The sequence below is a fragment of the Chamaesiphon sp. VAR_69_metabat_338 genome (assembly GCF_031423935.1).
Lineage (GTDB): Bacteria > Cyanobacteriota > Cyanobacteriia > Cyanobacteriales > Chamaesiphonaceae > Chamaesiphon.
Map to the genome: position 1 here is coordinate 1 of NZ_JANPGM010000135.1, position 23,139 is coordinate 23,139.

The following is a 23,139-nucleotide window of genomic DNA, read 5'->3' on the forward strand; positions in this document are numbered from 1 at the left end:
AGCGAGCATCGAGCGGCAATTGCGGGGCTGGATTGGTGGCGCACACGTTATCCTGAAATGTCGATCGAATGTTTGGGATAGCGGCAAAAACGCGCTGGTAAATTTTACTACCTATCGCAATCTCAGCTTGAGTAATGGTTACGATGGTGCCGTCGGTGGCAAAGCCGCTCGGTTGGCGCAGCGCGAGCGAAGAGGAGAAAATCGAGTCCAGCAATTTATTCAAGGCTGGTTTCGCACCCAACCAGAGCTAGGCGAACGTCTCAGTACCGAACTCGCTCAACCGCAATACCAACGCTTGCGCGATGCGATTAAAAATCCGCTGCGGTTGGCTTTATTATGTCGATATTGGTTGCTGACTCAAGGTAAATTACCCAGCACTAAAGCTAGTTTATATCAACAATTTACAGACACGATTTATGCGTGGAAACAAGATCGATTTCCGACGAGTTTATCCCAGCGTCAACAGTTAAATGCGGCATTAGGTAAATTAGCTCTGCAAGCGATCGGACTGGATTCGCCCAGCGCAGGCGAACGCGTGCGCTTTCGACTGCACGAGCATACAGTATTAGCCTTGCTCGCCCCCGATTTGCTCGAATTGGCTTTGCAACTAGGGTGGTTGAATCAAGTTGGGATTTCCGTGAGTACGGGAGCGAAAATTTACGCTTTTTATCATGCCACTTTTCAGGAATATTTTGCCGCTCGATCGATCGACGATTGGCACTATTTTTTGATAGGTACTCTCACGAACCACTCACCAATTTTTAGTCCTTATTGGCAAGAAACAATTTTGTTTTGGTTTGGCAGAGGCGATATTCCGGCTGGTGAAAAGGAAGCATTTATCGCTGCTTTAATTAATTTCGACAGATCTCATGGCGGGTTTTATTACTATCGAGCTTACTTTTTAGCCGCCGCCGCAATCGCAGAATTTCCAGAATCGAGTTACACGCAGCAAATTATCGATCGGTTATTACAATGGCGATTTGCTAAATTCGTGCCCGAGCTAAACAATTGGCAATTTTATCCCTTACCGATTCAGGATGGGGCGAGAGTAGCACTCAGACAAACCGATCGATCTGCAGCAATTGCTGGCTTAGAAAGATTGGTACGAGCTGTTGACAGCCCGTTCGTATGCTGGCAAGCCGCTCATAGTTTGGGAAAGGTATTCGATCCGGGGAATGCGATCGCCATTGCCGCATTAACTCACGCTCTCAATTTAGTTACTCACAGCGATTTGTCAGTCAAGATCTGTGAGTCTTTGAGTAAAATCGATCCAAATTATAATGAGGTCGCCATCGCTGCTTTGGTCGATACCATCGATGCAAATAAAAACATAAATCTAACTCGTAAAGCTGCTTTTGTCCTCGGCAAAGTGTTGCTCGAAACTACCGAAAATACTAGCGGCAATTCATTGTTTGTGCTGGCGATCGATACACTCCTCCGCATCATTGAAGCCCCAGCTAATACGTCCACAGAAGCGATCGGTCATCGTGCCAATCAACTAGCGGCTTTAGAAAATCTCCGCCAGATCGCACCTACAAATCCGGCAGCTCAAAGTCAATTTACGAGCGATCGCACCTTGCCTAGCCGCAACCGTCAACGCCGTAAAAAAGCTGCCAATCCGCGTAATATCGAGATCGCGATCGGCGAACTCGAACAAAAATTATTAAATATAAATAATGCCGAATTACAACGCCGTTATGCCTATCAATTAGGCAAGTTTCAACCCGGACATCCGTTGGCAGTCGATGCTTTATTGAAACTAATTCGTTCGTCCCAATCTAAGAGTTTCTATAAGTTAACTGGTGAATATCTCAAAGAAATCACCTCGATCGAACAATTGCCATCAATCGTAATGCAATTAAAAAGTCAAGCGATCGCGGTAGAAGGTGGAGATCGATCGACCGCCGCTTTAATATGTTATAAATTAATCTGGTATTGTACCGAACAATTACCCGATCGACTATTTATCGAGATTTGGAATCGCTAATCTATCTGTGTAATTTTACTCCAAGCAAGCGAGTTGCCATCATCATCAATGTGTCTGTCAGCTAAGTTCGCTTGGTAAAGACGAGATCTTAGTCCAAACGATTGCGATCGACTAGATAATTACTAGCTTCAGCAAAAATTTAATCAAAATTTAAACTCCAGTGCGATCGAGCGACGACAAATGTGAGAAGATTGCACCATTAAAAGGTCGCACGAGATTCGACACAGGCTGTGGCTCCCTAAGTGGCGATCGTTCATTAGCAATCTCGTGCGGTTAGGAATCTCGAAAACATTTACCCCGCTTTGGATTATGACACTATTAATCAATCAGCTCGCAGACATCAATGGCCGCACCTGTCCGGAATGCGACACTGATAAAATCGGTCGCGCTCATCGCATCGGTGCTCGGGATAATCTGCTCTCAGCGGTTAATATTTACCCCTATCGTTGTCGGATCTACGGTTGCAAGGCGCGGTTTTATCGAACTGGGCGCGGGGAATAAAGTTATCTGGCTGAATGGCGATTTCTAGGTTAAATTAGCAATAGGTAGTGGATTTGCACCTCGACCTATTGTCAAATATCCCCACCGAATTTGCTATGAAACGCACCGATAATCGCACATTGAGCGACATTAGTGATGCTCCCGATCTTCAGCAATTAGTCTGCGATAAACGATCGAGTAAACGTGCTACCACTGCCAAAGGCAATCGTCGCAATCGTCGCTATGAAAATCGCATCCTGAGTGCGCACATGCAGACAGACATCGAAGATGAATCGGATGAAATCGCCACTCCATCGATCGAATAGAACTAACCTGTAATGTCTCACCACAGACATTTAGCAATAAATCAACAGTAATCTTCATCGATACCCTCGATGAAGATTACAGATCGTCATTTAGCTATCAATTATCAATTAAACATCTAGCCCCTGCACCCGCACCCCTTCAGGATGCTCGATCGAGAACTGATAGTTTATCTCCATTCGACCATTAGCAGGTAAATCTAGTTCCCATACCAATCTGCCCAATTCACCTGGTTGAATTTGGGGCGAGATTTTGAGAATTTTGACTTTGACTTGTTCGGTGCGACTGTGAGGAATTTGGTCGTTAATTTGAATGTGATTGACGTTATTAAGTAGATTAGTAATCTTGAGCCGATAAGCATAAGTAATCCGGCGATTGCCAGCCAGGAATGTTTTATCGACTTGCCGTTCGCTCAACTCCCGATCGATCTTAATGCCTTCATCGATGCCAAGATTGAGTTTGAATTCCTGCCCCGAAGCGATATTTTCGAGCTGACTAGTCCCGACAAACACATCATCCCGAAAAATATTCGCCTTGCCTGGTAATAAAACTGCCCCATCGGTACGATTGGTAGCTTTGGCTTGTAAGTAAGCAAAATTGACCAATCTCGGCATGGCAATGTACTCGAATCGACAGGGCAGATTATCGTTGAAAATAGTCGCTTTGTGGGGATTGCCATCGCTGGGAATATTGCCGCTACCCCCCAGTTGAAATGTCACCACGCTGCCCTGTTGGAATATCTCCGCTACCACCGTTTCGGCAGCATACTCGATCGGTGGCGACTCTTCTAGTCGATCGATCGATGCCATCCCTGCCCCTGCTGGTGCTGCGGTGGCGAATTCGAGTGCGTCTGCCGATCGAGCCATCATCATCGTGCGCTGGCGCATCGGCATCGGTGCGGCAATATCGACATACCAAGGATCTAATTTTGGGGGTAGCGTGCCCAATCCTGGCTTGGCAGTTGAGAGCATCAGACTGACATTCGACCAATCTTCGCCAGTAGTTTGGCAGATTTCAGCCAGATAATCGAGCTGAATGGTGTTGCTGCTACTCTGAACGCGCAGATCGTAGAGTGGCGTCCAGTGCGCGCGATCGACCACATAAGTCAGTTCGAGTTGAAATTCGCCCGCACCGCTAGGTTCGACAGCGACAGCGACCTCAAAACTTTCCTTACTATAGGGAGTCTCAACTTCCTCTAGTTGCCATCTCAAGCTCTGAAGCTGCTTGTCGATTTGTTGCTGCTGCTGGCGCAAATCTTCCCCTGCAAAGGCGTATTCGGTAGTTTTGGTGCCAATGAAGTCGAGGAAATTTTGGGTGTCTTCCAGCCCGATTTGCTGGCGAGCGAGACTGCGCGAGAAGGATTCTTGAGTCTTCTCGCGCAAGCCTTGCACGAAATTGGACTGAAGTTTGAGGGTGTCGATTTGCGATTGGAGGCGGCGTTTGTCCGCGCCCAACCCATCGATTTGTACAGTCAGTTGCGCGATCCGATCGGCTACGGGTTCGGTCGTATATTGCCGATCGATCGTCACTCCCTGCAATTTGACGCCGATGCTGCCTTTGCCGCTGACGCGCACGGATGCTGGATCGAGAGTGGTGGGTAAATTACTGACAATGAGGGCGCGTTCTGCGCCAGTCAGACTAATTTTGCCTTGGCGCGTAACGAGGGCGCGATCGGTATATACAGTCACCGCCGTAATTTCAGTCTCGATCGCATGTTGATGATTAATCATTCAGGGCAAATCTATAGTAATTTAGGTAATAATTTTGGGCTTGATAGAATAAAGAAATAGCGCAAAATCCCCATCGCGCCCTAACTCGATCTCCATCCTTTAACCTGACGGCTAAAACCACCAGCTAGGGTGCAATCTTATCGACTTGTCCGCCAACTCTCTACCGTAGCAAATCGATGGTGAAAAAATCTAACCCTAAATTTAGCCACGTAGATAGCAGTTTGACCGATCTGGCGATCTCAGATGGAGACTCACTCACCAGTATCGCCGCCGAACGCCACACGATCGCCCAATTACTCTCGATCGGGACGGCACTATCCGACTGTCTCAATTTAACAGAGTTGCTCGACCTGATTTTGGCCAAAAGTCGAGAAATTACCTGTAGTGACGCGGGTAGCGTGTATCTAATCGATCGCAGCCACGGCGAGCCGAAGCTGATCTTTAGAGCGGCGCAAAATGACTCCCTCCCCAATATTCCATTTCAGTTAGCGACTATTCCCCTCAATCCAGAGAGTTTGGCTGGTTATGTGGCAACTACAGGCGAAAGTCTGAATATTCCTGATGCCTATGCCATCGGTGACAATGTGCCGTATAAATTCGATCGGCATTTCGATCGCGAGTTTGCCTATCGGACGGTATCCGTGCTGGTATTGCCGATGCAAAATCGGGAGGGCGAAACGATCGGCGTCTTGCAACTAATCGATCGCAAGCTCAAAGCCGATCTCCAGATTACGCCTGCCAATGCCCTGTGTGTAACGCAACCCTATTCCGAGTGGGAGCAGCAGATCGTTCGCTCGTTAGCTTCCCAAGCCGCCATTTCGATCGAGCGCAACCATCTACTCGAAAGTATCGAAGAACTATTTGCCGGATTTATCACCGCCTCCGTCCAAGTCATCGAAAGCCGCGATCCCACTACTGCCGGACATTCGGAGCGGGTTGCCAAACTCAGCGTGCGTCTGAGTCAAGAAGTCAATAGCATCGAATCCGGCTTCCTCGCAAAGATCCGCTTTAGCGATCGCCAGATCCAAGAACTCCGCTATGCCGCTCTCCTCCACGACTTTGGCAAGATTAGCATTCCCGAAGAGATCGTCCAAAAGGGCAAGAAACTCTATCCCCACCAACTCGCCGAACTCAGCCACCGCTTCAATCTGCTCCGGCGCACCTGGGAATTGGAAACTGCCGATCGCAAAGTTACCCATTTATTAAATCCCCTGATCGATCTGCAACATCAAGCTAACGATAATTGTCTGCACTGTGGCTATTTGCAGCAGGTAGATCGCGAATTGAACGCCAAGCTCGATCGCTTGCAGTCTTACTGGGAGTTATTAAATAAACTCAACCAACCCGATGTCGTCCGAACGCCAGAATTTGCCGAGAGATTAGATACGATCGTCACCGATCTACAAGAGTTAGCACAATATACCTATCGCGATCTCGATGGTAATTTACAACCATTACTCACCCCAATTGAAGTCGAACAACTATTAATTCCTAGAGGTACGCTCACCGCTGCCGAACGCTTGGTAGTCGAATCGCATGTCAGCCACACTTACGATTTCTTGCGCAAAATTCCCTGGACGAAACACCTACAATCAGTCCCAAATATTGCCCACGCTCATCATGAAAAATTAGATGGCAGTGGATATCCCCAGGGGTTAATGGCGGCAGCAATTCCCATCCAATCGCAGATTATGACGATCGCTGATATTTATGATGCGCTGACAGCCAGCGATCGCCCGTACAAGCCACGCGTACCAGTCGATCTGTCTTTAGCAATTTTGTACAAAGAAGCCGATGCCGGGAAACTCGATCGGCATTTGTTAGAGCTATTTGAACAGCGTCAAGTCTACTCAGTTTTGAGTGAAGCAAGTTCTAATTAATCGTAAATAGATCGGCATTGGATCTAATTTAATCGATCGAGTATTGCAGAAGTTTAGATTCAAAGAAATAGTCTTTAACAGCCAGAAAAATTAACTTTAGTTTAGAGGAGAAGGTGATTCTTTTTGTAAAGTAGGTTCTGCTAACGATTGTAATGGCACTATTACGCCAGTTCGATCGGCAATTTTCTGCGCTAGCTCCTTGAAATCTTTGTAGACAGCCTTTGCGGCATAAACATGAGCACCGATTGCTCCATCAGCCGGTTTAAGATGAAAGATTGGTTTGTGAGACTCTAGAGCCATGGACATTAAACTTTGATAGTCCTTAAGTATTGCCAGACAATTTAGATCGCTTGATAAATTTGAACCTATGCCATCTTGCTGAATTACTTCTGAATTGTATATTTTAGGAATTAGTTCGATCCATCGTTGAAAAGCTTTGACAGGTCGATCGAACCGAACTCCATGTTGAAAAATAGTGTATCCAATAGCTTGCATTTGACCTTGTGGTATCGCAAGATGCGCTGATGGATTTTTAGGGATGCGCTTTTGCCACTCTTCCCGCCATTGGCGTAAAGTTTGTCCAATACTCTTGAGTCCTTGTAACGAGAAAATATCGAGTGAAAGTGGAACTATAACATAGTCTGAAGCAATCAAAGCCGATTTATTAATTGCACCTAAGTTGGGGCCTAAATCGACTAATACAATATCGGCATTACTACTCAATGCTGCTTGCTGTAGGACTTTCCCAAAAGCAGAGACAACCTGAAAAGCTCGTTCTTTGCGATCGAGACAATCCGACCATTGAGAAGATAATTCATCTTCAAATTCAGATAGTCGTAAATCCCCAATTAAAAGATTCAATCCATCTTCAATTTGTTCTAGCTCTGGAGTCGCAATATCTCCAATACCATTTAACAAAGGGTTTATACATTTGAAGACAGTATTATACCGATCGATGCTAGTCTCTTCCCAAACTGCTTCTAATCGATCTTCATCTAGGAATGCCGCTGTTAAATTAGCTTGAGGATCTAAATCTGCTGCTACTACACGTAAGCCTAAATCGAAATACATCCAAGCTAAATGATAAACCAGGGACGTCTTGCCAACTCCACCTTTATTGTTGAAAAAAGCAATAATTGGTGCGATCATATTTTACTCCGAATCGTGACTGAGATATATGAATCTTCGATCGTAAATTCTGCTAATGAATTACCATTTTTCTGCAACTCTTTTTGAGCGGTGGGAATTCCGATGCCAAACCGTTGTACGTAGCCTAATGTTTTCATGGCTTCAGCTAAATGCGGATTGCGATAGTCTGTAACGCCTTTGCCAAAGTTTTGACGATTTACTTGCCCGAATAAGCCACCTGGATTTTGAATCTCAATTCGATCGTTAAACCAATACACTCTTACTGGAGCATTTGTTTCTTCATAAGAGCGGTGCATTACCGCATTCCGAATGAGCTGTTGTAACGCGACAACCGGATAGTTTGGTTGCTTGATTTCAACCGGCTGTGCCGCAATATCAGATGCCGTCGATATATTAGCCTGGACTACCTCATCTATATAACGCAGCAAATCGATTAAAGCACCACTAATTTCCTTACGATCCACAATTGGATCTGTGAGTTCTGTGCCATCAAAGCGAACGAACTGGATATAAAATCCAGGAATAAATTGTCTGGGTTCTTTGCCGGTTACTAAAATGCCTAAACTGGTAGGATATGAATCTGGTTCTGGAGTTGTGAACCTCAAAGAAGTAAGTTGTTGAGCCAACGACCGTTGGTTTTCCTCTAATACTTCTGGTGCCAATGCTGATGACAAATATTCACGCTGAAAAAATTCAAGATTTAAATCGTCAACAGAAGCAGAAATAAACGGACGTAAATCAAAAGGCAAATCTCTCGCACGTCTTTTTTCATTCAGGCGGCGTTCCTCTTCGGCTGTAGCCGTACCACGTCTAGGCCCAACTCGAATATAAGTACGTCCATCGAGCCTAACTGGTGGAGCATCAGATGGCTCCACGATGACAACAGCTAACTCACATCCATTGATAATTCGTTTGCTAACTTGCAATACAGGAAAAGGTAAAATCTTGCCTTCATCACGAATATTGGCAAGATTTAGTAATAAATTGTCGTTGATAGATAGATTCGCACAAGTACCATCATCCTTTACCCCAATGAATAGTATCCCAGGTTGTTTATAATTAGGGAGATCGTTAGCAAAGGCACAAATAGCTTGTCTGATTTTCTTTCCGTCTGAGGTTGATTCTTTACGCTCGATTATGTCGGATTCCAGATCTTCTAAAAGTGCAGCTAGCTCGCGATCTTCCATGCATTAATTTCCACTAATATATGTATTGATTATAAGGGTTGAGCGAGAAGTGGCGATCTCTCGATCGAAAAAACTTCCGATAGTAAGAGATGATGACAATTTTCAATCGAGAGGTGAGAGCTTTACTATGCCATCACCATCCCACCATCGACATTGAAGGTTTGACCTGTAATATATGCCGCAGCCGGATCTGCTGCCAAAAATCTCACCATCCCCGCGACTTCTTCCGGTTGTCCGTATCTACCCAGGGGAATAAATTGCAAAATCCCTTCTGCCTTGAGATCGTTTGTCATATCTGTCGCGATAAACCCCGGTGCGACGGCATTGACAGTAATGCCCCGACTGGATAATTCTTTCGCTACCGTCTTGGTAAAGCCAATCACACCAGCCTTGGACGCGCTGTAGTTTGCTTGCCCTGGGTTGCCCATTTGTCCGGCAACCGAGGCGATATTGATGATTCTACCCGACTTTTGTTTGAGCATAATTTTGCTCACCGCACGGGTGCAGGAAAATACGCCCGTCAGGTTGGTATCGATGACGGCTTGCCAATCTTCTAGCTTCATCCGCAATAACAAGGTATCGCGGGTAATACCAGCATTGTTGACGAGGACATCGATCCGTCCCCATTTATCCATCACGGTACTTACCAGCGCATCAACTTGTTCTGCTTTTGAGACATCGGCACCGATAGAGATGGCTTCGCCACCACTGTTGACAATTTGAGCGACCAATTCATCGGCAGCACCGTTAGAACTGGCATAATTGACGGCGACTTTCGCGCCAACTTGCGCCAATTGTAAAGCAATCGCGCGACCGATACCTCTCGATCCACCTGTCACGATCGCGACTTGTCCTGCTAATAAATCTGACACCTTTCAAATCTCCATCTATAAAAAACAAGCTCATTTATCCAATTAATAATTATCAATTATCAATTATCAATTCATTACCTACTTACTGCTGACGACTAACCGACGGCGTAATGATTCGCTCCGACGTTTGGCAGTTTCATTATTTGACTCAATTTTCAGAACTTGCTCGTAAACATCCAAAGCTTGCGGCGTCATCTTTTTCTGTTCGTAAGCATGACCGAGATTGTTCATTGCCATCGCGTATTCTGGTTCGAGTTTAATCGCCTCTTTGTACTGCCGAATTGCCAGATCGTACTGTTCTTGTCCGAAATAAGCGTATCCCAATGCATTATAGACCGGAGCCATTTCGGGGATTTTGCCATCTTCAATCGCGATCGCTCGTTTGAACATCGCGATCGCTTGAATAAACATCTTTTTCTCTAAATAAATACTCCCCAGCTCGTAATATTCAGGAACCGTACCGCGTTCGCTTTTGAGTTTTTTCTCTAATTTTGCGAGCGCGTTTTCAATTTTCTGGGTTTTCAGAATTTGCTTGAGGATAAAGAAGGCCGCAACACTCAATAGTAGGAGGAAGGCACTCAGGTAAACGATGAGTAAATTTTTATCTGAAAAGTCCATTGTTAAGTAGTTGCTAGTGACTAATTAATTAATCGTGGCTGGGCGCAATCGATCGCCGCACCACGAGGTAATCCATACCTGACTATCTATGATAACTTGACTCTAAGCTGGCGATCCTGGGGCTTGATAACAATTAACTAGGGAATAGGGAATAGGGAATAGGGAATAGGGGAACTGCGTTCCAATTTCTCTAGGTTGCTCTCAATCTCCCCGTCTCCCCATCCCCCAGTCCCGCCGTCTCCCCGTCTCCCCTTCCTTATTGCAATCCCCAATACTCAATGCGCTGCCGTAGCCAGCCATCGGCTTGCCAGCGGACGATCGCGCGATCGACTAGTTCGCGCAATGGCTCGTATTGTTGTCCTTTGGGGATGACGATACCGAGGGCTTCGGTGGATAATTTGTCGGGGAAGATGTGATATTTGGGATCGGTTTTGCGCCAACCAATCGGGAGGCTGCGATCTACGGCGATCGCAAAAACTTTGCCACTAGCTAGTAGCGATCGCGCTTGCTGATAACTATTTACACCGACTAATTTTGCACTAGGGATGAAAAATTGTAAAGAGGCGATCGTGGTGGAATTATTTAAGACTGCAATTGGTTTGCCAACTAAGTCACTGTTTTTAACGATATTAGCTCGATCGGTAACTATCGCTGTCCCATCTAAATAATAATAACGACTAAAATCGACTACGCGCGATCGAGTGGGAGTAATTGTCACTCTAGCAATTGTCAGATCCACAGTCCCGTCAATGGCTACTTTCAGGCGATCTTGATTGGCGACGGGGACGAGCTGAATTGATTCCGAATTGCCAAAGATTTCGGTGGCTAATTTACGAGCGATATCTATTTCCAAGCCCTGTAAATTGCCAGTGCGATCTCGAAATCCAAACAGTGGCAGATTATCTTTGACAGCAACAATGAGCTTTTTACGTTGCTGAATTTCTTTGAGCGTTCCTGCTTGGGCTGGGCTTTGCCAACTACTAACGATAATACTCGCGATCGCTAATGAGATGAAGAATAAAGATTTAAATCGATAAAATTGTAGGTTATTTTTCATACCTTGCCAGTGAAAGTTGCAGGTTGAATCGACAGACTATAAAATCCAACACTTTTTAACCCAATTGATGGGAATGTTGGGTTTCGTTCCTCTGATTGGTGCGCTGTCTTGTCTCTCTTCCATGGTCGGGTTCCCCGACCGGAGAGAGCCGCTTCCATGGTCGGGACACCCGACCGGAGCGCATCCGCAACCCAACCTACAGATCTATTCACTGCTTACCTTTCGATCTACTTCGCTGCGGCGGCGAGTTTAACTACTGCCTCAAAACTAGCCGAATCGAGGATGGCAATTTGCGCGAGCATTTTGCGATTGAGCTGAATGTCGGCTTTTTTCATATTGCCGATCAATTGGCTGTAACTCATGCCATGCTGACGCGAAGCAGCATTGATCCGCGCGATCCACAGGCGGCGGAAATCACGTTTTTTCTTCTTACGATCGCGATAGGCATTCCGTAATGCCTTCATTACTTGTTGGTTAGCAATCCGATACAGTTTCGAGTGCGAACCTCTAAAACCTTTGGCTAACTTAAGAATCTTGTTGCGGTGCTTCCGCGCCACGTTACCGCGCTTTACCCGAGTCATAGTTTAAATTGTGTTAGTTGGTGATTAAAATTGCTCTACGGCATTGTGGATAGCAATTAGCTATCGTCAGTCCTCAAGCTACCAGTGTCTGGATCTTAACTATCGATCGACAATCGATAAGTTACAAGTAGGGGAGCATCCCACGTACTCTGAGTACATCAGTCTCGTCAACCGCTGTTGCCTTAGATAGGCTCCGACGACGATCGGCGTTTTTGTGTTCGAGCAGGTGGCTCTTGAAAGCCTTCCGGCGCATGATTTTACCAGTGCCGCTAGCGCGAAAACGCTTCGCTGCTGCCTTGCGGCTTTTGAGTTTCGGCATTTTTTTAGTATGATTAGACACAATTTATCATTGTACTCGATCGCTGTCGCAAATAGCTATTTTTGCATGTATACCGACGATTGCCGATCTCGATCGCTTGACTCATCCGCAAAGATCGGTTATGATGCATAAGCGTAAAAACGCGGACGGTTAGCTCAGTTGGTAGAGCTCCTGCCTTACAAGCAGGCTGTCACAGGTTCGAGTCCTGTACCGTCCATTTTGAAAGAGGCAATTAATCGTATTGTCGTGTAACTTGAAGGTAAAGCTGGACATGTTGACCAGCTTTACCTTCAAATTACTGTAAAGTGGTTGATTTTGAGTATCGATAGCTAGAGTGATTAAAGCTGAAATTTATCCTCTAAATCATCGCCTAATGGAAACGATCGACTTGTTGCGCTCCGGTCAATTGCAGGGGATTAAACGGCTGGATTTGGCGGCTGGTTTAACTGAATTCCCGATCGAGATTTTCGATCTGGCCGATTCGCTAGAAATATTAAACCTGTCTGATAATAATTTACGATCTTTACCTGCCGATTTAGGTCGATTACATCAGCTCAAAATTATTTTTCTCAGTAATAATAACTTTGAGGAAGTCCCTGCTGTATTGGCTGATTGTCCGAACTTGTCGATGGTGGGTTTCAAATCCAACAAAATTCGGGTGTTAGGAGAAAACAGCCTCCCCCCTGGTGTGCGGTGGCTGATTCTGACTGATAACCAACTCGAACGGTTGCCAAAATCGATCGGTCGGCTCCAGAGCTTACAAAAATTGATGTTAGCGGGCAATCAATTGCGATCGCTACCTGATGAGATGGCGGCTTGTCAAAATTTAGAGCTGATTCGATTGGCCGCAAATCGCTTAGAATTTTTGCCAAACTGGTTATTTACTTTACCGCGATTATCCTGGCTGGCTTATGCTGGCAATCCGTGTTGTAATGCGAACTTGTCACCAGCTGTACCCACCATTCCGTGGGCAGATTTAACCATTGCCGATACCTTGGGCGAGGGTGCTTCGGGAGTGATTTCTCAAGGTTTATGGCAGTCGCCAGCACAGCCGCCAACTAATGTCGCGATCGAGATTTTCAAAGGGGCGGTGACGAGCGATGGTGAGCCAGTCAAAGTAGCAGTCAAGATTTTTAAAGGAGCGATGACGAGCGACGGTGCGCCAGCGGATGAAATGAATGCCTGTATAGCCGCTGGCGGACATCCGCATTTGGTAGGCGCGTTGGGTAAAATTGGAGATCGTCCGGACGATCGATTGGGGTTAGTCCTATCATTGATACCACCCGATTATCGCAACCTGGGCAACCCGCCGAGTTTGGATAGCTGTACTAGAGACACTTATGCGGCTGGGACATCTTTTCCAGTAGCGACAATTTTGCAGATTGCGATCGGGATCTCATCAGCAGCGGCGCATCTGCACGCGCAGGGCATCATGCATGGCGATTTGTACGCTCACAATATTCTGGTGAATGACAGTGGACATAGCTTGTTAGGCGATTTTGGGGCGGCTTCTAGCTATGATGGGAACGATGCGACTGGTGCGGCGTTAGCAAAATTGGAGGTCAGAGCGTTCGGTTGTTTGTTAGAAGATTTACTCGATCGATCTCAGTTACCAAATTCTGAAGCGGAAAAGTTGACACTCTCTCGACTAAATCGCTTACAGCAAGATTGTTTACAACCGATTCCGGCGGCCAGACCATCGTTCGTAGAAATCGATCGGATTTTGGCTGAAATTATAACTAAAAGCTGAATTTCCCAAAGGAATGTTAGTGAGATCTTTTAGCGATCGCAGCTAAATTGGTGAAGACAGATCCCCGACTTCTTCAAGAAGTCGGGGATCTTATAGCCACGATCGATCGGGTGAAATCAAAGTAAGTTGCCAGATCTAATAATTTTGACAATCAACCACAGACCGAGAATACTGGCTGCGCCAAACAGCACGTTACTGAGCAGTTGCAATTCAGAGGTACGGGCATTGGCAGACACGATCGCCGCACCGACAATTAACGACCCGACAACGGTACTAAACGAGCGGCGATTGGCAGCATCGTCGATGCTATTTTGGATGCCATCGAGGTTTTGAATCGTGAGATTGAGCTTCAAGGTTTCGGAGCTAAACCTGTCGAGTAAAAAGGCTAATTGTCGCGGGGATTGGAGCGAGAGATTTTTTAATTCCAAGCCCGTGCGCAGGAGTGACTGCATCGGATCGTCGCCAAAAAGTTGCCGTTGGAACATATCATTCATCAACGGGCGGACTTCTTCAAATAAATTGACTTCGGGGTTAAACTGTCGCCCGACGCCTTCGAGATTGGCGAGCGATTTGGCAAACAGACCGATATTACTCGGCCAGCGGAGATTATTGCGCCGTGCGGCTTGGAGAATTTCGGCGAAGGCTTCGCTGGCATTCATATTCTGCAAGCTGATGTTGTTATATTTATGCAGCAAGCGATCGTAATCCCATTCCAGACGGGAGAGATTGAGTTCGCCCATCGGTTCGGCAAGTTGCAGCGTGATTTGGGCGCACCGTTGGGCATCGCTATTGACGATCGCCAGAATCATTTCGACGAGAGCCGATTGGGTGCGGGCATCCAGCCGTCCCATCATGCCGCAATCGAGGACGGCGACGCGTCCGTCATCGAGGTAAAAGAGGTTGCCGGGATGGGGATCGGCATGGAATAAGCCATCGACGAGGTACTGCTGGAAGAAGGCGCGGAAGCAGAGGACGGTTAAGGCTTGTCGCTCTTGTGCGATATCGCCGTCATGATTTTTCCCTGTCAGCCGTGCGGCGAGAATCGGTACGCCATCCAACCATTCGAGCACCAAGACTTTCTGAGTCGATAACTGGCGATCGATCTGTGGCACCATAATTTTGGTAGTGTCGAACCATTTCCCAGCCTGGAGATTTTGCCGCAGTGCCTCGGTGTAACGTGCTTCTTGAGTAAAATCTAGTTCGGATTGGAGCGCGGTGCTAAATTCGGCGGCTAGAGCCACCAGATCGTAACGTTTGCCAAAGTCAGTGCTAGAGAGCAGCTTGGCAATCTGCTTAATCATCGCGATATCCCGCGTCACCAGGCGATCGATCCCCGGACGCTGCACCTTGATGGCCACGATCCGACCATCTTTGAGGATAGCACGATGGGTTTGGGCGATCGATCCAGCCGCGACGGGTTGAATGTCGATTTGGCTGAAGATGTCAGCAGGAGGTTGCGCGAGCTGTTCGATCAGGATGGCTTCGATTTCGCGCCAATCGATCGGCGGCACATTGGATTGTAGCTCGCTCAGTGCCTCGATATATTCCAATGGCAGTAGATCGGGGCGCGTACTGAGCAATTGCCCCAGCTTGACGTAGACAGGCCCCAAATCGACCAAAATACTGCGGAGGATTTCTGGCGGTGGGACATCAACGCGATTCTCGTTATCTGCATCGCTACCGACGGCTTTGCCGATGGTGAGGGTTTGGCGCATGAAGTCCCAGCCATGATGCAACAGGATTTCTAATATCTCCCGCTGGCGAGAACTATCGATCTTGGTAAGAGCTTGCATGAGCGAATAAGTCCTGAAAGTATCGATTGTTTTCGTCGATTCCATATCTACCTCAAACCATCGCTTAGAGCTAGATCGAGATCGATCGTTACCCGCCCTTGCAATTTACGGAGATAGTTTTGGGTAATCGATCGATTACCCCTGCTAATTATTTATTGTATCGAGTTCTGCGGTGGCGCAGGCAGATCCCCACGAGATCGGAGTTCTAACCGCAGTAAAATAGTCGATCGAGACGAGATGGATTACCCAGTCTCGATCGTCAGCCCTGTGGTAACGGGAGCCAGCAACTCCGTTCGATCGATCAGATCGAATTCTCATTTAAACACTACATTAATAATGCAATCGACACTGACAATCCCCAGTCCAACTAACGATTATCATCGCGAACATTTACTTGTTTTACTTGAGAATTTACAGCAGTTTGTGGGTGTAGATCTCATTCAAGAGTATGGATTTTCGTTAGATAGATTGAGCGAACAAATATTTGATGCTAATTTCTATCTTTTGAGTCATAATTGTGCCGCCGATCCGATCTTGAACTATGGCAATCGTCGCGTTCTCGAACTTTGGGAAGTCTCGTGGGCAGAATTGACAAAAATGCACTCTAGAGAAACCACCAAATCTAGCGATCGCGCCAGTCGATCGGCCATTATGCAACAGGTGGCAGCTCAAAATTACGTCACTGGCTATGATGGTATTCGCGTGAGTAAAACTGGTCGCGAATTTCGGATCTTGGATGTGACAATCTGGAATTTGTTTACTAATGATGGTAAATCTTATGGACAGGCTGCTTGGTTTAAAACTTATGAGTCGATTTAGCGCGCATCGCTCCCCGCTCCCCCCTTTTTTTCACTAATAGACTAGAAATCGATTAAGCATTGTTACCAAAATCTAGTTGACCCCAAACCTCATTTAAGAGTAGATCTTCACCAGCAGTTACGGCTGAATTATCGACCCAATGATGGGGTAAGATAATCCGATCGATCCACCCGCGTTCGTTGGCGGTAACTGGCGATCCTTGTTTGTATGTCTCGACTAGAGTTTGCAGATACAATCGCAATTCAGTTAAGAATTCAGCCGTAAATTGGCGGTTTAGTTCCGTTCCTGCTAGATATTTGGCGACGGCAAATACCACCTGATAAATACAACCCTGCTGATAGAGGTACAGGCGATCGAGATCGCGGCTCGGACTCAGGCTCGGCAATAATAACCCGACCCAATGATGGATATAATCGAGATCGGCTAAACCGTCAGTCGCGACCAAGATTTCGAGATTCAATTGGCTCGACTGGGGTTGGATCTCGTGTCGAAACCAATCCCAGCACAAGCGCACGATGCGATCGAATAAGTGTTGATTGTCAGTACTAAATTCGTGGCGTTTGCGGAAGCGATCGCTTTGCAAAAATGCTTGGAATGCGGGTAATTCGGCTTCACCGCTGGGGCTAATATCGATGTCGATCTCCAGCTCATCTCGAACGAGATCTAGCTCTACAGAAGGTTCTTGAGCCAGTGTGGCCAGCTCGTCAGATACCGTGCCGCCAACCGTTCGATCGCCTGCTAAGACGTCAGCTTGAGCTTGTTGAAGATGCACCAGTGCTAGCAGGGCAATCTCATTGATAAGATCGGGATGATTGTCGATCGCGGAAATAATTGCCCGAGCGATCGCTAAAAAGCCAGGTAATTCAAACGACTCTGCCAAACTGCTGCCAATGTCGGCAACGCTGCGCAGGCATTCTGACATCCGCTCGGCATCATGCGTGGCAATGACCGCAATCAATTCATCGATTTGCTCTTGAATGGTGGTTTCAAAAATTGACACCACAATATCGAAACCCAACTCGATCGAGCTTGGCAAAGCAATCTCTGTTTCACTCCAATCGCCCAATTTTAACTTTAATTTTTCGATCGTCTCGGCCATCCGTTCGACGATCTCCAGTTCGTCGATTTGGAGATCTGCCCCGGTCGTAATTTGGGTTGCCAAGCAGGCTTGCAATCCCGTATAACCATCCAATAGTAATGTTTGCACCTCAAGATCGATCGCGACATCGAGATCGTAAAAAACGCGCGTTACATCTTCAAAATCGTGAGCGATCCGCTCGATCGCACTCAAGTCGACATTGGCAGCAGCACCCTTGAGCGTATGCAACGCCCGCATCAGATTGTGAACTTTGGCGGTGGTATGTTCGCTCGGCAGCGTCAAGATTTCGTGCTCGATCGTTTGCAGCAATTCTGGAGCTTCAGCTAAAAAATAACTATATGCTTGTGCTTGGATATTAGCGTCATTCTTGACTTTGTTGGATGGTGAATTTGGGCGGGGGGAGGGGGGTGGGGGGAGCGGGGAGCGGGGAGCGGGGAGTTGGGAGTTGGGGAAGAGAGGACATCTAGACTAGGAGGCACTAGCCGTCATGCTTAGATATTTATGCAACGAAGCTTCGATCGCGCTGCGCGTAATTGGTTTGCAGGTAAATTCGGACGCGCCGACAACTTTGGAACGCACTCGATCGAGCAAGCCGTCTTTACCCGTCAACACCACGATCGGAATCTGCGCAAAAGCAGAAATGCGCCGAATTTGGCCGCAAATTTCATAGCCATTAATTTTGGGCATAATTAGATCGAGAAAAATCAGATCTGGCTTGTTTTCCAGTAGTCTGGGCAAAGCTTGGATCGGATCTTGAATGGCAATATACCGATAACCGGCATCAGTGACGATCGATCTCATGCTTTCGCAGATCTGGGGATTATCATCGATGCAAATCACTAATTTTGATTGGGCGGTTGGTGCTAGCGGCGACAGCGTGCTGACGCTGGCGGGGGGCTGTTTTTCGATCGCCCGAGCCACTGGCAATCGTTTGCTCTCAGCCGCTGCCAATTTGAGATCCGGTAGATCGATTAACTCGATGATGCCAGTCTGGATATACCGCGTGAGCGATCGTGTCAACAACAACAAATCTTCGTTAATTTCCAGGGCAATTTCCCGTAAAGTCTGCTTCCCCGTAATCACCTGTACCAAATTTTGATAAATAATCGGTGTTGTTTGCCGGTAGAGTTGGACGGGATGGCGGATCGCCGGAGTTTTGCTCGGGGAAATATTCCCTAATTTTTGCGCCTGCCACTCTTGCCAACTCGCTTCCGCCTGGGCAATAACTTCTTCGGTATTAATCAGAATTGGCGGTCTTTCGTGAAAGATTTCGGCCTGAGTGCGAAAATGCAACTTTTGACCCTGACTGTATTGCAACAAGTCAAAAATCGTTTCCTGGGCGGCCCTTGCCAACATCGCTGTCAGCTCGGCAGATTTAATTTCTGAGAGTAGCATCAATGCCACCCCACCTTGATACTGCCAGCAGACTTCGCGTCCGGCGGCCAATCCTTTCCAAGTGCTAAAACTAGCAGCTTGCGAGAGCAATTCTAGATCGATATGTTCGTAGCCGACACCAGCACGGAGCAGCCGTTGCCATAGGCGATTTGGTTGGGTCAGATCGAGACTCCAGACGATCTGTCCTTGGTAAAATACCATTTCCCACGATTGTCCCGATCCTACGGAAATATCGACAGCACCAGTAAATTCTCCCCAACTTAAATACTGAAATCTACCGATTGCATCACGTTGTGGGTCTGCAGCCGTCAAATAGCGAAGATCGTTGTTCATTTCAAGAGAAAATGGGATAGTCAAAGTAGTAAAGTTATTGAGCTTCTCACCGCACAGCCGCCATCGTTGGCGATAGCCTGCCGTCAGGCACCAGCAAACGCTATGAGAATCGCCCGCAGCGAACGATCGTGTCAGCCCGAGGATGTCATAATTGTGAAGATCCTTTGTGCAAAGGGTCGAAATGCTCGATTGATATGATATTTTTTAGAGTCTTCATTAGTATTCCCTAGTAATCGCTCAGTACGCTATCATGCTCAATTATCATTAGCGATTTACCAATAAAGGTTGCCGATTTAGCAACTTTTATGCCACAAAAGATTACGGTCTTGGCGATCGACCGCTATCGAACAGTATTGACGAGTGCCAGATTTACCTTAGGAGTTGACGTGTTGAATTTATTCGCTAGGTTAAGGGGACTATCCGCAAAATTGCCGCTGACTGGGGCAGACAAACCTCGCGAGCATCATCAACCGTTGGGTGCGGCGGATCGAGAGCGCGCCAAAGGACAAGCGAGCGAGTCAGAACGCTCCCACTCGGCAGAAATTGGTACCACCCCAGATATTTCGGCAAATCTCTATCCCGAGCGCAACCCCGCTCCGCAACCAGTTCCCGCAGCCGATGAGATCGCCGCCGATGCCCTAGCGACTACCCCAGCCACTAACAGAGCGGGACAAACCAAGCAGAAAAAGGCGAGTCCAGTGCTCAAGGCGATCGGTAAAACTGCAGCGGCTGTTGGCACGACCGTCGGCACTGTCGGCAAAGTAGCAGCCAAACCCTTTCAAGGCGAAAATCCCATCCATAAAAAGCGGTGGTTCTGGGTCAGTTCTGGCTTGGGTTTGGGCTGTTTGGCATTAGTTGGCTCCTGGATCTTTGTCGATCGCAGCGTCAGTCAGTACGCGCCCGTCGATGCCCTCAATTACGTGCGTCCGGGGACGATTACCATCAAAGGTCTTGATGGCAGTATTCTGCTCCAAACGGGGAATGCCACCCGCGAAACGCTTAAAATTTGGCAAATGCCTGACAAGCTCAAAAAAGCCTTCGTCGCGATCGAAGATCGCCGGTTTTACGAGCATGATGGCGTCGATTATAAAGGTGTGACGAGAGCCTTGGTTCAAAACATCACCTCCAAGAATTTAGTCGAAGGTGCCAGCAGCATCAACCAACAGTTGGCGCGGATGGTCTACCTCAATCAGGAGCGGAGTTTTTGGCGCAAACTGCGGGAAGTCCGCCTCGCCCAAAAATTAACTGAAGGACTGACTAAAGACCAGATCCTCGAACGCTATCTCAATCTCGTCTATCTGGGTGAAGGGACTTATGGTGTCGCCGATTCGGCGTGGGTCTATTTTAGTAAAAATATCGACCAGCTCACCCTAGCAGAAATGGCCACCCTGGCAGCGATGCCCCCCGCGCCAAATAAATACTCACCCTTTGTCAATCCCAAATTTGCCGAGCAACGCCGCAATCTGGTACTCGATCGGATGTTGGAAGCCAAATTTATTACCGCTGCCGAAGCTAAAGCTGCCAAAGCCGAACCTCTCAAACCCAAGCGCAGCCCGATCAAACGGGAACAGCAAGCAGCACGGTATTTTACTAAATATATCGAGCAGGAATTACCCCAACGGATTTCCGCTAAAGCGATCGCCGAAGGTGGTTTGACCGTCGAAACTACCCTCAATCCCGCTTGGCAAACCAAAGCCGAAGAAATCGTCAACTCCACCGTCCGCAATAATCGCGGTTCCTTCGGTCAAGCCGCGATGGTGAGTATCGATCCGCGTACGGGCGGGATTCGATCGATGGTCGGCGGTACCGACTTTGAAACCCACCAATTTAACCGCGTCACTCAAGCCAAACGCCAGCCCGGATCGACTTTCAAACCGATCGTCTATGCAACCGCGATCGCTGGCGGCATCAGCCCCAACAAAAGCTATCTCGATGCACCCTTTGAGATCGGTCTTGATGAGGGAGGTCGTTACAAACCCAAAAACGCAGGTAAAAAGTTTAAGGGTTACATTACGATGCACGATGCGCTAATCAATTCGGTCAACATCATCGCGATCAAAATCCTGATCGATACAGGCTACCAACCCGTCATCGATAACGCCAAAAAAATGGGCATTCATTCTAAGCTCGAAGCTGTTTACTCACTGGCGTTGGGTGGATTAGAAGTAGACTTACTCGAACTCACTGGTGCCTACACGACTTTTGCCAATCGCGGTCTGCACAATCCCACTCACGGCATCACCAGAGTGATCGACCAAAAAGGTCATATCATCTATCAAAGTAAACCCCTACCTACCAAAGTATTCGAGCCAGATACGACCGCTATTATGACCTGGATGATGCGGGGCGTTGTCAATGAAGGTACGGCTACCTCCGCCCAAATCGGTCGCCCTGTCGCGGGTAAAACGGGCACCACAGACAAAGAACGCGACCTCTGGTTTATCGGTTTTGTCCCCCAATTGGTGACTGGGGTCTGGTTGGGTAACGACAACAATCGCCCGACGGGCAATGCCAGTAGTACGGCGGCCTTTGCGTGGTCGCGATTTATGCGCACTGCTGTCAATGACTTTCCCGCTCAGAATTTCCCCCCACGTCCCGACAATCTCAGCGGTCGCAAGCCAGAACTCAAGCTCGATCCGATCCACCCTCGCTATCGTCGCGATCTACCCATGCCTAAAGATGGGATGCGCGCTGATGACGACAAGAAGAATAATGAGAATGACGATCGTCCGCGCCGTCGCCGCCGGCGTTCTGAGGAAGCCAGTAACAGCAGTTCGGAGGATAGTCCCCGTCGCTCGCGGCGGCGTCGCTCTGAAGAGGCAGACAGTAGCGGCAATTCCAATTCGGATAGTCCCCGTCGCTCGCGGCGGCGTTCTAGCGAGGAATAAGCCAGCATGGAGCGATCGCTGTTGAGGTAGCGAGCATGGACTTTGCCAGCTATTATCTTTGGTCGCAGTTCGAGCCAGCATTAGGCTGGGAAGATACCCACTGTCAGATGCAGCGGGGGTGGAGATCGACGCTCGGAGCCAAGCCGTTGGAGTCGATTTCCAGCCCACTCGCAGCCACGATCTGGCAAAAGGTGGGTAAGCTGGCGCAGCAAGGGGTATCTGAATTTCATCGAGATCCGTTGTTACTCAAGCATCCACGCGGCAGCGAACGCGTTGCCGATCGATTGTATTTGTATTACGAACTGGCGGCGGTACGCGATCGCGTACTGCCGATTCTCCGTCAATATCAGGCACAACCCTGGTTGCTAGAGCAAGAAATCCTGCTGCTCAATCGCGGCGACGAACCGCTACCACCGCCGATTGAGATCCGCGTTGGCGACTATAGCTTTGAGCTATTTGCGGCGTTTGATTGTGTCGTCCGCGAAGTGGTGCCGATGGCTGAATCCACTACTGCTCAACGCGATCGCATCCATATTATCGATTTTAAAACCGGACTAGCCGATTTCGATCGCCGTCAAGCCGATGTTTATCTATTGGCAGGCAGTTATCTGTATCCAGATTGCGAGATCGTGGCTTCTTTTTACAATCTAGAGACGCTGACTAGCTCCGAACTTATTACTGCCACACCCGCTCGATTGGCTCAGATCGCCCAAAAATTAGCCCAAATTGCCCAGCTCCACCAACAGCAATTACAAGAGTATCGCCGCGATCCCGATTGTTTCGATCGCTTATTTCCGCCCCATCCTGGGACTCATTGTCGAGCTTGTAGTTTTAACTATCGCTGTGGTTATGCGATGGGTTGTTAGGTAGAGGTTAGG

General features: G+C 47.8%; 19 protein-coding genes and 1 tRNA gene. 9 read left to right on the forward strand and 11 right to left on the reverse strand.

Translation table 11 applies throughout. From position 1 onward, the window contains the following. From RMO84_RS03875 to RMO84_RS03885, 3 genes are all read left to right on the forward strand, one after another. Positions 1-1,987 (forward strand): NACHT domain-containing protein (locus RMO84_RS03875; RefSeq protein WP_396135765.1); only part of this gene is annotated, 1,987 nt, incomplete at its 5' end. 309 nt (positions 1,988-2,296) lie between these two features. After that, entirely contained in the window at positions 2,297-2,488 is a 192-nt protein-coding gene (locus RMO84_RS03880) for a hypothetical protein (RefSeq protein ID WP_310487155.1), read from the forward strand. Positions 2,489-2,583: 95 nt separating this feature from the next. Then, positions 2,584-2,793 carry a hypothetical protein gene (locus RMO84_RS03885; RefSeq protein ID WP_310487156.1) on the forward strand — a complete coding sequence of 70 codons (210 nt, stop codon included), beginning with the start codon at positions 2,584-2,586 and terminating at the stop codon, positions 2,791-2,793. A gap of 108 nt (positions 2,794-2,901) precedes the next feature. On the opposite strand, the gene RMO84_RS03890 is transcribed toward RMO84_RS03885, so the two are convergent. Next, positions 2,902-4,521: a mucoidy inhibitor MuiA family protein gene (locus tag RMO84_RS03890; protein WP_310487157.1), complete on the reverse strand. Its 1,620-nt coding sequence runs from the start codon at positions 4,519-4,521 to the stop codon at positions 2,902-2,904. Between the two features lie 176 nt (positions 4,522-4,697). Here RMO84_RS03890 and RMO84_RS03895 point away from each other — a divergent pair, with 176 nt between their 5' ends. Next, positions 4,698-6,401, forward strand: a complete 1,704-nt coding sequence (locus RMO84_RS03895) for an HD domain-containing phosphohydrolase (protein WP_310487158.1) — start codon at positions 4,698-4,700, stop codon at positions 6,399-6,401. A 96-nt stretch (positions 6,402-6,497) separates the two neighbouring features. On the opposite strand, the gene RMO84_RS03900 is transcribed toward RMO84_RS03895, so the two are convergent. From RMO84_RS03900 to rpmI, 7 genes are all read right to left on the reverse strand, one after another. After that, positions 6,498-7,550 (reverse strand): AAA family ATPase, encoded by a 1,053-nt coding sequence (locus RMO84_RS03900; protein WP_310487159.1) that lies wholly within the window; start codon positions 7,548-7,550, stop codon positions 6,498-6,500. Further along, positions 7,547-8,737, reverse strand: coding sequence for an ATP-binding protein (locus RMO84_RS03905; RefSeq protein ID WP_310487160.1), 1,191 nt, complete (start codon positions 8,735-8,737; stop codon positions 7,547-7,549). The genes RMO84_RS03900 and RMO84_RS03905 overlap by 4 nt, the downstream gene beginning before the upstream one ends. 125 nt (positions 8,738-8,862) lie before the next feature. Further along, a complete protein-coding gene (gene fabG / locus RMO84_RS03910; RefSeq protein ID WP_310487161.1) occupies positions 8,863-9,609 on the reverse strand; it encodes a 3-oxoacyl-[acyl-carrier-protein] reductase in 747 nt (248 codons plus the stop codon). A 78-nt stretch (positions 9,610-9,687) separates the two neighbouring features. Beyond that, positions 9,688-10,227 (reverse strand): tetratricopeptide repeat protein, encoded by a 540-nt coding sequence (locus tag RMO84_RS03915; RefSeq protein ID WP_310487162.1) that lies wholly within the window; start codon positions 10,225-10,227, stop codon positions 9,688-9,690. A 256-nt stretch (positions 10,228-10,483) separates the two neighbouring features. Continuing rightward, complete coding sequence (locus RMO84_RS03920) at positions 10,484-11,284, reverse strand: transporter substrate-binding domain-containing protein (RefSeq protein ID WP_310487163.1); 801 nt, start codon at positions 11,282-11,284, stop codon at positions 10,484-10,486. 227 nt (positions 11,285-11,511) lie between these two features. After that, on the reverse strand, positions 11,512-11,865 hold the full coding sequence (gene rplT, locus RMO84_RS03925) for a 50S ribosomal protein L20 (RefSeq protein WP_310487165.1): 354 nt from the start codon (positions 11,863-11,865) through the stop codon (positions 11,512-11,514). A 121-nt stretch (positions 11,866-11,986) separates the two neighbouring features. Further along, on the reverse strand, positions 11,987-12,184 hold the full coding sequence (gene rpmI / locus RMO84_RS03930) for a 50S ribosomal protein L35 (RefSeq protein ID WP_295615932.1): 198 nt from the start codon (positions 12,182-12,184) through the stop codon (positions 11,987-11,989). A 144-nt stretch (positions 12,185-12,328) separates the two neighbouring features. Between rpmI and RMO84_RS03935 the strand changes: the two genes are divergently transcribed. Next, positions 12,329-12,401 (forward strand) — tRNA-Val (locus tag RMO84_RS03935). Positions 12,402-12,557: 156 nt separating this feature from the next. After that, positions 12,558-13,934 carry a leucine-rich repeat-containing protein kinase family protein gene (locus RMO84_RS03940; RefSeq protein ID WP_310487166.1) on the forward strand — a complete coding sequence of 459 codons (1,377 nt, stop codon included), beginning with the start codon at positions 12,558-12,560 and terminating at the stop codon, positions 13,932-13,934. Between the two features lie 116 nt (positions 13,935-14,050). On the opposite strand, the gene RMO84_RS03945 is transcribed toward RMO84_RS03940, so the two are convergent. After that, a complete protein-coding gene (locus tag RMO84_RS03945; protein WP_310487167.1) occupies positions 14,051-15,727 on the reverse strand; it encodes an AarF/ABC1/UbiB kinase family protein in 1,677 nt (558 codons plus the stop codon). Between the two features lie 336 nt (positions 15,728-16,063). Between RMO84_RS03945 and RMO84_RS03950 the strand changes: the two genes are divergently transcribed. Further along, complete coding sequence (locus RMO84_RS03950) at positions 16,064-16,546, forward strand: MEKHLA domain-containing protein (RefSeq protein ID WP_310487168.1); 483 nt, start codon at positions 16,064-16,066, stop codon at positions 16,544-16,546. Between the two features lie 52 nt (positions 16,547-16,598). On the opposite strand, the gene RMO84_RS03955 is transcribed toward RMO84_RS03950, so the two are convergent. Together RMO84_RS03955 and RMO84_RS03960 are read right to left on the reverse strand one after the other, a co-directional pair. Continuing rightward, positions 16,599-17,999, reverse strand: coding sequence for an Hpt domain-containing protein (locus RMO84_RS03955; protein ID WP_310487173.1), 1,401 nt, complete (start codon positions 17,997-17,999; stop codon positions 16,599-16,601). Between the two features lie 114 nt (positions 18,000-18,113). Next, positions 18,114-19,373, reverse strand: coding sequence for a response regulator (locus RMO84_RS03960; RefSeq protein WP_310487169.1), 1,260 nt, complete (start codon positions 19,371-19,373; stop codon positions 18,114-18,116). A gap of 305 nt (positions 19,374-19,678) precedes the next feature. On the opposite strand from RMO84_RS03960, the gene RMO84_RS03965 reads away from it, so the two are divergent. After that, on the forward strand, positions 19,679-22,261 hold the full coding sequence (locus RMO84_RS03965) for a PBP1A family penicillin-binding protein (protein ID WP_310487170.1): 2,583 nt from the start codon (positions 19,679-19,681) through the stop codon (positions 22,259-22,261). 35 nt (positions 22,262-22,296) lie between these two features. After that, positions 22,297-23,127, forward strand: a complete 831-nt coding sequence (locus tag RMO84_RS03970; protein ID WP_310487172.1) for a PD-(D/E)XK nuclease family protein — start codon at positions 22,297-22,299, stop codon at positions 23,125-23,127. Positions 23,128-23,139: the final 12 nt, after the last annotated feature.